Annotated in this window: 14 protein-coding genes; 4 read left to right on the top strand and 10 right to left on the bottom strand. The window is 68.9% G+C overall.

Translation table 11 applies throughout. The features are described from left to right. The first annotated feature begins 176 nt into the window (after nt 1–176). The 4 genes from migA (at nt 177) to HMPREF1224_RS34260 (ending at nt 4,969) form a co-directional block, all read left to right on the top strand. Entirely contained in the window at nt 177–1,076 is a 900-nt protein-coding gene (gene migA, locus HMPREF1224_RS34275; protein ID WP_003112710.1) for an alpha-1,6-rhamnosyltransferase, read from the top strand. Nucleotides 1,077–1,203: 127 nt separating this feature from the next. After that, entirely contained in the window at nt 1,204–2,598 is a 1,395-nt protein-coding gene (locus HMPREF1224_RS34270) for an amidase (RefSeq protein WP_003112712.1), read from the top strand. Nucleotides 2,599–2,668: 70 nt separating this feature from the next. Then, nucleotides 2,669–3,985 carry an MFS transporter gene (locus tag HMPREF1224_RS34265; RefSeq protein ID WP_003112713.1) on the top strand — a complete coding sequence of 439 codons (1,317 nt, stop codon included), beginning with the start codon at nt 2,669–2,671 and terminating at the stop codon, nt 3,983–3,985. Nucleotides 3,986–4,063: 78 nt separating this feature from the next. Beyond that, nucleotides 4,064–4,969 (top strand): sterol desaturase family protein, encoded by a 906-nt coding sequence (locus HMPREF1224_RS34260; protein WP_003085391.1) that lies wholly within the window; start codon nt 4,064–4,066, stop codon nt 4,967–4,969. Here the strand turns inward: HMPREF1224_RS34260 and HMPREF1224_RS34255 are convergent. The 10 genes from HMPREF1224_RS34255 to HMPREF1224_RS34210 form a co-directional block, all read right to left on the bottom strand. After that, nucleotides 4,952–5,617: a helix-turn-helix transcriptional regulator gene (locus tag HMPREF1224_RS34255; protein ID WP_003085387.1), complete on the bottom strand. Its 666-nt coding sequence runs from the start codon at nt 5,615–5,617 to the stop codon at nt 4,952–4,954. The genes HMPREF1224_RS34260 and HMPREF1224_RS34255 overlap by 18 nt on opposite strands. 71 nt (nt 5,618–5,688) lie before the next feature. Beyond that, nucleotides 5,689–6,675 carry a LysR family transcriptional regulator gene (locus HMPREF1224_RS34250; RefSeq protein WP_003098443.1) on the bottom strand — a complete coding sequence of 329 codons (987 nt, stop codon included), beginning with the start codon at nt 6,673–6,675 and terminating at the stop codon, nt 5,689–5,691. Between the two features lie 9 nt (nt 6,676–6,684). Further along, nucleotides 6,685–7,110, bottom strand: a complete 426-nt coding sequence (locus tag HMPREF1224_RS34245) for a hypothetical protein (protein ID WP_003110838.1) — start codon at nt 7,108–7,110, stop codon at nt 6,685–6,687. After that, nucleotides 7,110–8,054 (bottom strand): peptidylprolyl isomerase, encoded by a 945-nt coding sequence (locus HMPREF1224_RS34240; RefSeq protein ID WP_003120806.1) that lies wholly within the window; start codon nt 8,052–8,054, stop codon nt 7,110–7,112. The genes HMPREF1224_RS34245 and HMPREF1224_RS34240 overlap by 1 nt, the downstream gene beginning before the upstream one ends. 4 nt (nt 8,055–8,058) lie before the next feature. Continuing rightward, entirely contained in the window at nt 8,059–8,538 is a 480-nt protein-coding gene (locus HMPREF1224_RS34235) for a YbjN domain-containing protein (RefSeq protein ID WP_010793843.1), read from the bottom strand. A gap of 28 nt (nt 8,539–8,566) precedes the next feature. After that, the gene (locus tag HMPREF1224_RS34230) at nt 8,567–9,229 is read right to left on the bottom strand and encodes a hypothetical protein (RefSeq protein ID WP_003085372.1); all 663 of its coding nucleotides are present in this window, start codon (nt 9,227–9,229) and stop codon (nt 8,567–8,569) included. A gap of 34 nt (nt 9,230–9,263) precedes the next feature. Continuing rightward, nucleotides 9,264–10,970, bottom strand: a complete 1,707-nt coding sequence (locus HMPREF1224_RS34225) for a putative porin (RefSeq protein WP_010793842.1) — start codon at nt 10,968–10,970, stop codon at nt 9,264–9,266. A 67-nt stretch (nt 10,971–11,037) separates the two neighbouring features. Then, the gene (locus tag HMPREF1224_RS34220; RefSeq protein ID WP_003098450.1) at nt 11,038–11,784 is read right to left on the bottom strand and encodes an energy transducer TonB family protein; all 747 of its coding nucleotides are present in this window, start codon (nt 11,782–11,784) and stop codon (nt 11,038–11,040) included. 8 nt (nt 11,785–11,792) lie between these two features. Continuing rightward, nucleotides 11,793–12,212 (bottom strand): ExbD/TolR family protein, encoded by a 420-nt coding sequence (locus HMPREF1224_RS34215; RefSeq protein ID WP_003085366.1) that lies wholly within the window; start codon nt 12,210–12,212, stop codon nt 11,793–11,795. Between the two features lie 10 nt (nt 12,213–12,222). After that, nucleotides 12,223–14,070, bottom strand: a complete 1,848-nt coding sequence (locus HMPREF1224_RS34210; protein WP_003160823.1) for a DUF2341 domain-containing protein — start codon at nt 14,068–14,070, stop codon at nt 12,223–12,225. Nucleotides 14,071–14,090: the final 20 nt, after the last annotated feature.

Raw genomic sequence — 14,090 nt, 5'->3', positions numbered from 1 at the left:
ATGCCTGGCCATCCAGGCATGCGTGCCAGAGCCACTCCAGCGACCGTAGCGGCGGAGCGAAACGCTGTGTTTCCGACAGCCCGCGCCGAGCACCGATCGCCGGAACGATCGCAGGACTTCATGACCGACGGCCCCCTGGAACGGCTACCGGGCAAGACGAGTGACAAGAACGACACATGATTGAAGAAGCCACTTCCAGCAAGCACTCAGGCACGACGGACGCCCCGCTGGTATCCGTCGTAGCGCCCTGCTTCAACGCGGAAAAGTACCTGGAAGAAGCCCTGCGCAGCATCTACGAGCAGGACTACCCGAATTTCGAAGTGATCATCGTCGACGACGGTTCCACCGACAACAGCTACGCCATGCTGGAGCAGTTGCAGAAAGTCCACGGTTTCCAGCTCTACCGCCAGCAGAACCAGGGCGTCAGCGCAGCGCTGAACTTCGGCCTGCGACACGCCCGCGGCGACTACGTAGCCACGCCGGACCTGGACGACATCATGCTGCCGCACTCGTTGAGCGTGCGCGCCGCGTACCTCGACCAGCACCCGGAAGTCGGCTGCGTCGGCGCCCTGGTGATCTACATCGACAGCGAAGGCCAGGAAACCAAGCGGCAGAACGGCAATCGCATCCGCCAGCTGGACTTCGACTACCTGCTCGGCAACGCCTACGTCTGCGGCGCCCCGGTGTCCCTGTACCGCATGGAGGCCCTGCGCGCAGCCGGCTTCTACGATCCCGAGATCAAGGTGCAGGACTTCCAGATGACCCTGCGCATCGCCAGCCAGGGCTACCAGATCCACAAGCTGCCGGTACTGGTCACCCGCTACCGGCGCCACCCCGACAACCTGTCGCGGCGCTACAAGGTGCTGCTCGATGCCGACCTGCGCACCATCGCCCCCTACCAGTCGCATCCCGCCTACGAGCGCGGCCGCACGGAGCTGGTCAACAAGGCCCTGAAATACGCCGTGGTCGCGGACAAGCGGCATGCCTGGCAACTGCTCCGCTCGCTGCCGCTGCGGCAGTGGAACCGCACCACCTTCCGCCGGTTGAAGCGCTTCCTTCTCCATCACGAGAGCTGAGTCCGTCACCGCGAAGATTCGTCGTGCATGGGCTATACCTCCCCGATACACCTTGGTTTCGAATCGCCGCCCGACAACGGGTAGGCCGGCCGCTTGACGCCCGCGGCCGTTCTTCGAGGGAGCTTGAATGACCGCGCTGCACGACCTCCCGGGAACCCGCCTGCTGGCACTGTTCGCCCGCCGGGAACTCTCGCCTGGCGAGTACTACGAGCATCTGCTGGCCCACATCCAGCGCTGGGAACCGCATCTCAACGCGCTGTATCGCTTCGACCCGCAACGGGTTCGCGAACAGGCCGCGGCGGCCACCGAGCGCTGGCGCAAGGGACAGCCCAAAGGCCCGCTGGACGGGCTGCCGGTAACCATCAAGGAGCTGATCGCCACCGCTGGCGAACCTATCCCATTGGGCAGCGCCGCCACCGCCCTGCAACCCGCGCCCTGCGACGCGCCGCCGGCCGCTCGGCTGCGCGAAGCCGGCGCGATCGTCCTGGCCAAGACTACGGTTCCAGACTTCGGCATGCTTTCATCCGGCCTCTCCAGCTTCCACGGAGTCACCCGCAATCCCTGGAACCTGGCCAACAATACCGGCGGCTCCAGTTCGGGCGCGGCAGCGGCGGCCACCGCCGGCTACGGACCGCTGCACCTGGGCACCGACATCGGCGGCTCGGTGCGACTGCCGGCGGGCTGGTGCGGCCTGGTGGGCTTCAAGCCAAGCCTCGGGCGGATCCCCATCGACCCTTACTACACCGGTCGCTGCGCCGGTCCGATGACCCGCTGCATGGACGACTGCCTGCTGCTGATGCGCTACCTCGCGCAGCCCGACGCCCGCGACGCCACCAGCCTGCCGCCGGAAGTGCTGGACTGGAGCGCCGAGCCGCTGTCGGTGCGCGGCCTGAGGGTCGGCCTGCAACTCGACCCCGGCTGCGGCCTGCAGCCCGACGCGGAAATCCGCGCCGCGATCGAGGCCGCGGCGCGGCTGTTCGAGGAGCACGGCGCCCAGCTCAGGATCGTCGAACCGCTGATGGACCGGAGCCTGCTCGACGGCCTGAACGACTTCTGGCGCGCCCGCCTGTGGAGCGAACTGCTGCTCCTCGACGAGACGCGGCGGGCCAGGGTGCTGCCCTATGTCCACGCCTGGGCCGAGGGCGGCGCACGGGTCAGCGGGGTCGATGCGGTGCGCGGTTTCAACCAGACCTTCGAGATGCGCCGGCGCGCCGCCCGGCTGTTCGGCGAGATCGACCTGCTGCTGACGCCGACCAACCAGGTCGAGGCCTTCCCCGCCGACTGGGCCTCGCCGCTGAACGACCCGCAGCGACCATTCGAGCACATCGTCTTCACCGTGCCGTGGAATATGGGCGAACAGCCCGCGCTCTCGATAAACTGCGGCTTCACGGCCGCCGGCATGCCGATCGGCCTGCAACTGGTCGCGCCGCGCTTCGCCGATACCTGGCTGTTGCGCATCGGCAAGACCTACGAAGGCTGGCGCGGTCCGATCCACGGCTGGCCACGGCCGCCGGCTGACTGAAGCCGGCAGCCGCTCGTCGCTCGGCTCCAGGCCTGAGTGTTTCAGTCGTCACTCCGAGAGGGCCTTCGCCATGCGCTCCCCCACCCGTCCCCCGGCGGCCGCCGATCCGGCCAGCCGCCGCAGCGTCTTTGCCGTGGTCCTCGGCAACGCCGTGGAATTCTTCGACTTCGGGGTCTATGCCACCTTCGCGGTGATGATCGGACGGACTTTCTTCCCCTCCGACAGCGCCTTCGTCAGCCTGCTCCTGTCGGTCACCGCGTTCGGCGTCGGCTTCGTCATCCGCCCCCTCGGCGCGGTCCTTATCGGCGCCTACGCCGACCGCGCCGGGCGCAAGCCGGCGATGCTCCTTACCCTGTTCCTGATGGCGCTGGGCACCGGCGGCATCGCGGTGCTCCCCGGCTACGACAGCATCGGCCCGGCCGCGCCGCTGCTGCTGGTGCTGACCCGCCTGCTGCAAGGCCTGGCCTGGGGCGGCGAGGCCGGGCCGGCGACCACCTACATCCTCGAGGCGGCACCGCCGCACAAGCGCGGCACCTACGCCTGCTGGCAGGTCGTGGCGCAAGGCATCGCGGCGGTCGCCGCCGGGCTGATGGGCTACCTGCTCACCCTCTGGCTCGACGAGCGCCAACTGCAGGAATGGGGCTGGCGGATTCCCTTCGCGGCCGGCCTGCTGGTCCTGCCGATCGGCCTGTACATCCGCCTCAACCTGGCCGAGACCTTTTCCGGACGCGGCCGCCAGGCCAGCACCCGGAACCTGCTCGGCGAGTTGTTCGGCAATCATCGGCGGGCCCTGCTGCTCGGCCTGCTGATCCTCTCCGGAAGCACCATCACCCAGTACTTCCTCAACTACATGACCACCTTCGCCCTTACCGAGCTACACCTGCCGGCGGGCATCGCGATGCTCTCGACGCTGGTCGCCGGCGCCGCACTGGCGCTCTCGGCGTTGCTCGGCGGCGTGCTCTGCGACCGCTACGGGCGCCGCGCCGTGCTGATCCTGCCGCGCCTGGCGCTGCTCGCGGTGCTGTTCCCGGCACTGCAGGCAATGACCCGTCACCCCGAGCCGGCAGTCTTCCTCGCCGTCCTCGCCCTGCTCTCGGCCCTGCATGGCATGAGCGGCGCGGCGCTGATCGTGCTGCTGGTAGAAAGCTTCCCCCGGGCGCTGCGCTCCACCGGTTTTTCCCTGGTCTATGCGACCGGCGTCGCCGCGTTCGGCGGCACCGCGCAGATCGTGGTGACCTGGCTGATCGGCGTCACCGGCAATCCGCTGTCGCCGCTGGGCTACCTGCTGCTGGCCAACCTGGTCTGCCTGGTTGGGGCCTGGCTGGCCCGCGAGACCTGGCCGGGTCGCGGGGACATGGAAGGCGCGCCGCTGGTGCTGCGCGACTGAGAACTTGCGCGGTTCGTTCAAGCGCCGCCGGCCTGTCGCGGGCGACGCTGGGGACCTCATTCATCCGGAGGTCCCACCATGCAGTTCTTCCTGCGCTACGCCTACGCGCCCCTCTTCTGGTCCGGCTTCATCGGCCTGGCGACCTGGCAGGTCGGCTATCGCCAGGCTTCCCACGCCTGGCTGGTCGCCCTGTTCCTCGGGGCGCTCGGCCTGTCCTTTCTCGCCGAACGACGACTGCCCTACCAGCCACGCTGGAACCGGCCGCACGCCGACCGCCTGCGCGATGTCCTGCACGCGTCGGTCAACGAAAGCCTGAACGCACTTGGCATCCTCGCCCTGCCACTGCTGGCCGGAGTCCTGGGCTTCTGGCCGGTATGGCCGCAGGCCTGGCCGCTGTGGCTGCAACTGCTGCTGGCGATCGTCCTGGCCGATCTCGGCATCACCCTGGTGCACTACGCCAGCCACCGTTCGGCGCTGCTTTGGCGGCTGCACGCGGTGCACCATAGCGTGCAGCGCCTGTACGGTTTCAACGGGCTGATGAAGCATCCCCTGCACCTGGGCCTGGAAGCGCTCGGCGGCACCCTGCCGCTGTTGCTGCTCGGCGTGCCGCAGACGGTCGCCGCGCTGCTCGCCTTCGCCATCGGCATCCAGTTGCTGCTGCAACACAGCAACGTCGACATGCGCATCGGCGGGTTACGCCATGTGTTCGCCTGGGCACCGCTGCATCGCCTGCACCACATCCGCTACGGGCGCGCCGGCGACGTCAACTTCGCGCTGTTCTTCAGCGTCTGGGACCGCCTGCTCGGCACCGCCCTCCATCGTCCCGACTACCGCCTGGACAGCACCGACATGGGCATCGGCGACCAGCCTGACTATCCCCGCGACTATGCCGGCCAGTTGCTCGCGCCATTCCGCGACCTGCCACGCAGCAGGCACGTCCCACAGCCGCCGGAAGGATTGGGGCGTTCAGCCGGCCAGGCGTAGGTGCGGCAGCGACAGGCCGGCGCGGATACCGAGCAGGCTGCGTACGCTGCGCGACAGGTGCGCGGCGTCGGCGAAGCCGGCGTGATGGGCCGCCTCGGTCAGGCTGCGCCCCTGCAAGGCCAGGGCGAAGGCCAGGTACAGGCGGCGCCAGAGCACCAGGCGGCGTACCGACAGGCCGACCTGGACGGCGAACAGCCGCTCCAGTTGGCTCAGCGAAAGACTGGCGCTGCGCGCCAGTCTTTCCGCCTCGACCCGCGCCGCGAGTTGCTCGTCGAGCGCCGCCAGGGCCTTTTCGACGCGGCGGTCGAGCCGTCGACGAGGCAGCCGCGCAAGCCGCCCCAGCAACGCCTCGGGCTCGCCGGGAGCGTCCTCGAGAAGCTGACGCAGGTCGTCGCTGTCGAACGCCAGCGGCTCGGCGTACAGCGCCAGCAACGGCTGCGACGCGTCGACGCGATGGGCTTGCAGCGAGGGCACCAGCAAGCGCCGGGCCTCCAGTACCTGGCCAGCGACGCGCACCCGCAGCGGCGTCTCCGCCAGCAGCAACTGGTGGGCATAGTGCGCGTGCTCGCGGGTATCGCCGTTGACCCCGGCGAACAGCGCGTGGTCCCGCGCCAGCCAGACCTCGCCCTGCCAATGCCGCTCCGTCATCGCGTACCTTCCGTCAACCGTTCCGTGGCGAAACGGTGTCGGCTATGGCGACCGCCGTCAAGCCCGCAAGGTCAGCGTCCGAACCAGTCGCGCCGATCGTCGAAGGCGTGCTCGATCAGATCGAGCAAGGCACGCACCTCCACGCGGTTCTCCGCTTCCGGCTGCACGCTCATCCAGACTTCCCGCCGCATCGGCTCGTCGAAGACCTGCGGCAACGCCGCCAGGTTGCGCTCCAGGCGTCCGGCGTAATGCGGCAGCAGGCCGATGCAGGCGCCCCAGAGGATCGCCTGTAGCAGCAGGTCGTGGCTCTGCACCTCGATCACTCCCGACTGGCGAGCCGCCACCCGCCGGTTCCAGGGCGCCAGGGCGGCGCTGGCGGCGTGACCATGGAGCTGCGCCAGCAGGTAGTCGTCCAGCTCGTCCTCGCTGGCCGGCCGCGTGCGCTCGCGCGAATAGCGCTTGCCGATGTGCGGCTGGTACTCCAGCTCGGCGATGCGCGCCGGTGCGGCGAAGTGGCCTTCCATCGCCGGATGCGGCTGCCCCGGATCGGCGATCCAGATGGCGATCTCCGCCGGCCCTGCGCTTTCCGGCCAGCCCTCGCGCAACTCGGCGAGGGCTACGCGCAGGTTGGCGTTCTTGCGCAGGTAGCCCCACAGCTCGCGACTGAGCACATCGTGCAGGACGCTTTCGGCCACCGCCAGGCGCACCAGCGGCTGTTGCCGGTGAAGATCGGCGTGGCTCTGGCTGTCCTCGACCAGGCGCTGCCCGGCGGCCTGGACGATGCGGCCCTCGCGGGTCAGCGAGAGGGCGTTGCCCTCATGCACGAACAGATGCAGGCCGAGGCGCTCCTCGAGCCGGGCCAGGGTCTTGCGCAGCAGTGTCGGCTTGACGTCCAGGCTGCGCGCAGCCTGCATGAAACAGCCGCAACGGGCAGTGACCAGGAAGAAATGCACCACCTCCAGAGAACCGAACAGCTCGTGCCAATAGGCACGGTCGTCGCGTCCCTGCGCGGGCCTGAGCAGTGCCGGGCGCTGCCCGGCGGACTCCGATAGGGCCATGCTTCCTCGCTAGCGTCCAGGCATGAGGCGAATCCGCAGTTCGATCGGCTGCGGCATGTGTTCCGGCGGCGGCAGGCGCAACGAACGGTCCATCAGCGCGCGCCGCAGTTCATTCTCGATCGGCTCGGCGTCGCTGCGCAGGCAGGCGAGACGGACGATCCAGCCGCGTTCGTCGAGCCAGACCCGCAGGTCGATGTCGGTATTCGGCAACTGCCCCGCCGCGCGCCGCGACTCCAGGAAGGCCAGCAGCCGCGGCGCGGTTTCGGCGTCTTCGCCCAGGCGCTGCTGGACCTGCTCGCCGAGCCATGCGGCATAGGCGCCCCAGAGCCGCTGGCGTTCGTCGCGGAACCGCTCGGGCTCGCCGAACAGCCAGCTGCGCAGGTGCCGCCAGCGGCTCGCGCGCGGCCCACGCCTGGCCTCCGGGATGCCGTCCATCAGTGCAGTTCCGCCAGGGTCTTGCCGAGCAACGCGCCGTCGATGCTCAGGGTAGCGTTGTTCACCAGGCCATCCAGGTAGGCCTTGGCTATCTGCTCCTGGCGTTGCGCGCGCAGGCTTTCGCGCAGGCGACCACGGACCTCGTCGAGGGTGGCGAGGCGGGCGTCGCGACGCTCGGTCAGCTTGACCAGGTGGAAACCGTTGGCGCCCTGGATCGGCTCGGACACCGCGCCGACCTTTAGCCGTTCCAGCGCCGGACGGATCGCCGGCAGCAGTTGCGCCTGCGCCAGTAACCCACCGATGTCGCCGCCGTTGCGGGCGGTCTGCGGGTCGTCGGAATGCTTGCGCGCCAGTTCGGCGAAGTCGCCGTCCGCGGCCTGCCGGTAGAGTTCCTGGGCGCGCTTGCGCGCTTCGGCAAGCCCGCCGGCCGCAGAGGCGGCGATGAAGATCTGGCTGACCCGGTACAGCGCCGGTACAGCCAGTTGCGCCTTGTTCGCCTGGTAGGCGGCCTGCAGTTCGGCATCGCTGGGGTAGTCCTCGGGCACCGTGCTCACCGACTCCAGGTAGGTACGCAGGACGATCTGCCGCGCCGCCGCATCGATCAACGTCTTCACCTGCGGACGCTGTTGCCAGTCCTGGGCGCTGGCCTGTTCGTAGAGCGCCTTCTCGGCGAGCCGCGCACGCATCCAGCGTTCCAGTGCGTCGCGGTTCTCGCTCAACTGCGCGCGGGTTTCCGCCGGCACCTCGGCCAGCAGCGCCTTCAGTTCGTCCGGCGCCACCTGCAAGGCGCCGAGGCGGGCCACCGCGGGTTCCGCGGCGGCGCTGGCAGATGGCTTGGCAAGCGCGGCCTGGGCCTGGCCCGCGCCGCCGTCCTCGCGCTGGCCACAGCCGGCGAGAACGGCAAGCGCGAACGCCAGGACGCCGCAACGAAATGCCGGCCGCATCGGCTCAGGCCTCGCCATCGACGGGTTGACCGGCATCCTGCACCATGCCCTGCTGCTCCGCGGCCAGGCGGCTGTAGTCGCGCAGATAGGCGATGAACTCCTGCAGCAGGCGATCCCACAGTTCGATATGGCTACGCAGGTTGGCCGGGCTGACGCCGCCGGCGACGATCACGTCCATTTCCATCACCAGGAACTCGCCCTGCTGCGACAGGCGGCCGAAGCGCCGGCTGAGATTCCAGCGCTCGGTCAGCCCGGCGGGCAATTCGCCCTGCACGCGCAGGGCGCAGCTGAAGGTGAAGTCGAGGTAGCTCGCCGGCGTCGCCGCCGGATTGCCGAAGCGCACCGCGTAGCCGATTCCCTGGCTGGCACTGAGCAGTTGCACGACGCCGTTCTGCTCGCTGCGGTTGACCCGGTAGCCGGCGTCCTGCAAGGCCTCGGTCAGGCTGTCGACGGAAAGGTGTTCGATCAGGGTGATGTCGTTCATATCCGGGTTCCTGGTTTGCTGTCGGATTTCACTGGGCGAGCGCCGCCTGGCGGTTCTCGACCTGGGTCTTGTAGAGGTCGTCGCCGAGCTTCTGCGCCATCTCTTCGAATTTCACCCGCGCACCGCTGGCGAACGGTTGGCGGATCTTCATCACCTCGGCGACGCTGACGTTCTCGTAGGCGCCGAGGATCTCCTTGGCCACGCCATACATCTCCCGATTCTTCGCGGTGCACTGCTGCAACTGCTGGTCGTGCTCGCGGAACGCCAGGTCGAGCTTCTGCCGCTCAGCCTCCTTGGCTCGCGCCATGACCAGCAACTCGTCGTAGGCCTGCTTGTACTTGCCCAGTTGCTCGTTGCTCGCCTCGACCATCTGCCGCGCCCGGTCGTGCAAGCCCTGTTGCTGGGCCGAGAGCTGCTCGGCCTGGCCCTTGGCCCGGGCCAGCTCGGCGCTCAGTTGCTTGACCTGGGCCAGCGCCGCATCGCGCTGGCTTTCCAGCGCGGCTTTCGCCGCGGTGGCCTGGGCCTGTTCGGTCTGCAGCGCCTGGAGTTGCTGGGTGGTGCTGCGCAACTGGGCGCGCAGGCGTTCCTCCAGGCTGTCGGCGTAGGCCGCCTGGCTGGCGTAGGCGGCGAAGGCGGCCCCGGCGAGCAGCGCCTGGGCCCAGATCGGTAATGAGAAAGGTCGCGTGTTCATGGTCTGCCTCTTCATGGTCTGCCTCGAGGAGCGCTCAGAAGCGCGTGTTGACCTCGAGTTGCAGGACGTCGATGGAGAACGGTGCGCCGTAGACCTCGTCGGAGCTGAGCCAGCGCGCGGTACCGTAGACGCGCTTGTCGAAGCCATAGCTGGCGCCGAGGATGTAGCCCTTGGCGTTGGTCCCGCCAAGGTGGAAGGTGGAATCGTTGAAACCGTCCGGCAGGGCATCCGGCTGGATGTACTTGTAGGCGGCGAAGACCTGCCAGTCGCCGGCGTCGCGCATGTCCAGGGCGTTGCCCAGGGTGAACTGGAGCATCCAGGCGTCCGCCCCGCTCTTGATGTCGCCGTCGGAGCCGAGGTTGTTGGCGATCTGCGCCACACCGCCGGCGCGCTTGCGCATGTCGCCCTCGTCGTAGCCCAGGTTGTGCACGTAGTTGCCGGCCACCCGCAGCTTGAAGTCGTTGGGTAGCTCGGCATCCCAGCCGAGGTTCAGGTCGAGCAGATTGAACTCCGAGGCCAGGCCGACGTACTGCGGGTTCGGCGTGTTCGCCGGGTCGGCCGGGTTGGGCACGATGTCGCGCAGGAGGAACACCGTGTTGCCCTTCTGCATGAAGGTCGGACGGCTGCCGTCGGTGTCACACTCCGGATCTCCGGCCCAGGGCCGGCAAGGGCTGGAACGCCGCCCTTCGATATCGTCGAAGCGGTAGTAGGCCAGCGCGCCGGTAAGGCTGTGCTGCGGGTTGATCTTCCAGGTGGCGCCCAGTTGCGCGCCGTAGAGCCACTTGTTGTCGCTGTCTTCCTTGTCGAAGCCGTTCGACGAGGCGGTGTCCGAGCTGTATTCCACGGGGAACGCGCCGACCGTGCCGAACAGCGCGACATCGCGGCTCAGCGGCTGGTTGAAGATCGCCGCCACGCCGTCGAAGTTGAGGTCGTTGGAATACAGCAGGTCGGTGGACAGGAACGGATTGGCGATCCGCCCGCCGGTCAGGCTCAGGCGCTCGCTGGGCTTCCAGGTCAGGTAGCCCTGGTCGAGCCAGAGGTCCTTCTTGCCGAAGCCGCCGCCGAGGGTCTGGGTGGTCGACACCGGGTTGTTGTCCGAACCGGTGCCGATGCGGATGCCGGCGCTCCAGCTTTCCGACAGCGCCGCCTTGAGGCCGAAGCGCGCGCGCAGGCGCAGCAGGCTGTCGCGGTCCTCGCGGGTATTGAGCAGCGGCGGCAGGCCCGAGCTGGTATTCGGGTTGACGTCATAGGGACCGTCGTCGTTGAGTTCGGCGAAGTCGGTGATCTGGTTGCTGTTGCCGTTGCCGAAGGAGCGCGACTCGTAGCGCAGGCGCACGTCGCCGTCGAAGCTGATGCGCGAGGCCCAGTCCGGGAAGGCGTTGGGCTGCGCCCAATTCTCCGCCTTGGCCTGGGTCATTACCTCGGCCTTCACTTCGTCGCGGATCTGGTCGCGCACCACCTGCGGGATATAGGGTACGCGGACCTCCCCGGGGACAGCGGCAACGGCCGCCGCGGGCGCCACGGCCTGGCGCGCCTGCTGGGCCTGCTGCGCCTCGGCCTCGGCCTGCCTGACCAGCGCATCGGCCTGTTCCTTCTTCAACACGCCCTGCTGTACCAGCAGGCGGATCAGGTTGATCGTGGCGTTCTCCGAGGGCGCCGGCGGCTGGGCCTGCGCCTGGCCGGCCAGCGCGGCGAGCATGACGCCCATCCCCAGCGCCAGTCGGTTCACTTTCGCGTTCATCTGTGTACGGCTCCTAAGGTCCTTCAAGGCAGTCGCCTGCCGGAAATCGTTCTGGGTTGGCGTCTTCTCATCCCGGCCGCTTGCCCTGCAGGGCGATGCGCACCGGCAGGGTCAGCGAAGCCGGCGGGCGTTCTTCCAGGCGGCCGGCGGCGCGCAGCGCGGCCAGCACCTTCTGGTCGGTCTCGGGGTCGCCGCTGGAGCGGGTCAGTTCGGCCCGTGTGATATCCCCCGAGGAACTCAGCCAGATCTCCGCCTGCAGGCGGAACGCCAGGTTGCGCAGTTCCGGGTTGTCCCGCAGCAGGCGCTGGAAGGCGTAGGCCAGGTACTGGCTATAGCTGGCGTTGCCGGCGCGACCGCCGCCGGAACCGGCCATCCCGCCGCCCTTGCCGGCGCCGATGTTGAAAGCGTCGGAGCCGGACTGGGCGTCGCCATCCATCTGCATCGGGTCGGCCAGGTCGTCGGCCGGCGACGGCGGCGCTTCCTCCTGCGGCTTGACCTCCTCCAGTTCGGGTTGCGGTTCCGGCTCGACGATCTTTTCCTCTTCCACCGGCTGCTCCGGTTCCGGCGGTTTTTCCGGCGGCGGCGGAGGCGGTGGCGGCAGCGGGATGATCGCCGGCACCTTGGGCGCCTCGCGGCGCACGCCGCTCATGTCGTTGGCCCACTCCCAGACCAGCCAGGCGAGGCCGGCGAGCAGCAGCGCGCCGAGGCCCCACTTGAGGTAGCGCAGGGTCGGGTTCGCCGGGCGGCCGTCGATGGACAGCGGCGCGGCATTTTTCGGCTCGGGGGTGTGCTTGGGATCGGCGGACATGTTCATCCCGGGCCTCAGGTCGGTTTGCCGGTGACCAGGCCGACCTGGGACAGCTCCAGGCGGCGCAGCAGGTCGAGGACCTCGATGACCTTCTGGTACTGCACCGTGGCGTCGCCGCGGACCACTACCGGGAAGTCGGGGTTGAGGGCCTTCTCCGTACGCAGGCGGTCCTCCAGCTCGGGCAGGGTCACCGGGTAGGCGTCGAGGAACACCTGGCCGGCGTCGTTCACCGAGATCGCCTTGGTCTTGGGCTGCGACAGCGCCACGGTGGCACTGGCCTTCGGCAGGTTGATCTGGATCCCGGCGACCTGGGCGGTGGCGGTGAGGATGAACATCACCAGCACCACCATCAGCACGTCCACCAGCGGGGTGATGTTGATGCTGTCGACGGCGCCGTCGTCGTCATCGTCGTGGCTGCTGTTCACGGAAGCCATGGCGTTCTCCTCAGGCCGGCAACGGCTGGCCGTTGCGACGATGGGCCACTTCGCTGAGCTGGCTTTCGCCATGCACCTCGGCGAGGCGGGTGACGAACTCGTCGACGAACACCCGCATGTCCGCGCTGACTTCCTTGTTCCGCGTGACCAGGCGGTTGTAGCCGAACAACGCGGGGATCGCGACGAACAGGCCCATGGCCGTGGCCAGCAGGGCGGCGGCCATGCCCGGGGCGATGGCATTGATGTTGACGTCGCCGGCCATGGCGGTGCCGAGGAACACCACCATGATCCCCAGCACGGTGCCGAGCAGGCCGATGTAGGGGCCGCCGGCGATGGCGTTGGACAGGCTCGACAGGCGCGAGCCGAGCTGCTGGTTCTCCTTGGTGCGCACGCCGTCCATGGAGGCGCGGATCGCCTCGATGGTGGCCGCGGAGACGGAAGAGGTGTCGGCGCCCTGCTCGCGGCGGGTGCGGATCTCCTTCACCGCCACCTGGTACAGGCGCCACAGCGAGGAGTGTTGCAGGCGGGCGGCCAGCTCGCGGTCGTCGGCGAGCAGTTCCAGGCGCGTGCCGACCTCGGCGAAGCGCTCGCGGAACAGCCCGTTGGCGCGACTGACACGGCCGACGTTCTGGTTCTTGCGGTACATGATGACCCACGACTGGACCATCATCAGCGCCAGGATCGCGATGATCACCCAGGCATCCAGCGGCACTGCGTTGAGCAGGAAGCCGAGCTTGCCGAAGCCGAAGCCGGACTGCTTCTCGTCGACCCCGTAGGCCACCAGGCGCGACTCGGCGCCCTGGGCGGTGGCGTCGGCGAGGAGCAGCGCCGCCGGGCGGGCGATCTTCGACAGGCGCAACTCGTCGATGGCGCCCTGGAAGGGTTGCAGGGTCGGCGCCGCGGCGCTCGCCTCACCTTCCCCGCTTGCCGCTTCGGTGGCGACCGCAGGCGCGCCCTGGCCTTCCGCGCCGATGGCGATCGCGCCGCTGAACGCCGGCAGCGCCGCCGCCAGGCTGGCGACTTCGCGACCGCCGAGATACAGCGCCAGCCGGGTACCGTCGGCGACCAGCGCCAGATGCTGCCATTGCCCCTGCGCCAGGGCCTGGCTGGCGGCAGCGCGCTGACCGTTCAGCTCGACGAAGGGCGCGCCCTGGGCCAGGCCGACCAACAGGGCGTTGCCGCCTTCGCGGCGCGACAGCAGGACCTGTTCGCCGGCCAGTTGGTCGGGACGCACCCAGCCGCTGAAGCTGAAGGTGCCACCGGCGCTCACCGCCAGCGATGGGCTGGCCGGCAGCAGCAGCGGCTGGCCCAGCAGTTGCGCGGAGCGACCGATGACGCCCTCCACCGGACTGCCGGCGGCGGTCTGCGCATTGTTGGCGTAGGCGGTGGAGTCCCGCGGCGGAGTGCCCGGCGCACCGTCGAAGTGATAGACCAGGGTGTAGTCCGGGTCGAACACCGACTGGCCGTTGCCGCTCTCCGGCGCCTTGGCGTTGCCGTAGTACATCCAGATGTCCTGGCGCTGGCCACCCTCCACCCGCGGCACGTCGACCCAGATCAGGGCCATGCCCATCAGTGGGTCGAAGCTCTCGACCTGGTGGCGCAACACGGTCTTGTCGTCGGCGGCGACGAAGCGGATGTCCGAGCCGTTCTCGTTGACCCCGTCGAAGGTGAAGTTGCCGGTATGCAGGCGCACCAGCAACGGCAGGCGACCGAGACTCTCGTTGATCGCCGCGCCTTGCGGGGTGGTATCGACCGAGACCTGCTTGCGGTACTGCCAGTCGTCCTGCCACCAGGCACTGGCGCTGGCCGGGGCCAGCAGGCCCAGGCAGATCAGCGATGTCAGCAATAAGCGATACATGTGGGGTTACTCCGGGGTCA

This window comes from Pseudomonas sp. P179 (assembly GCF_000478485.2).
GTDB lineage: Bacteria > Pseudomonadota > Gammaproteobacteria > Pseudomonadales > Pseudomonadaceae > Pseudomonas > Pseudomonas aeruginosa.
Note: the sequence above shows the minus strand (reverse complement) of the source record. Positions and strands in the feature narration are given on the sequence as shown.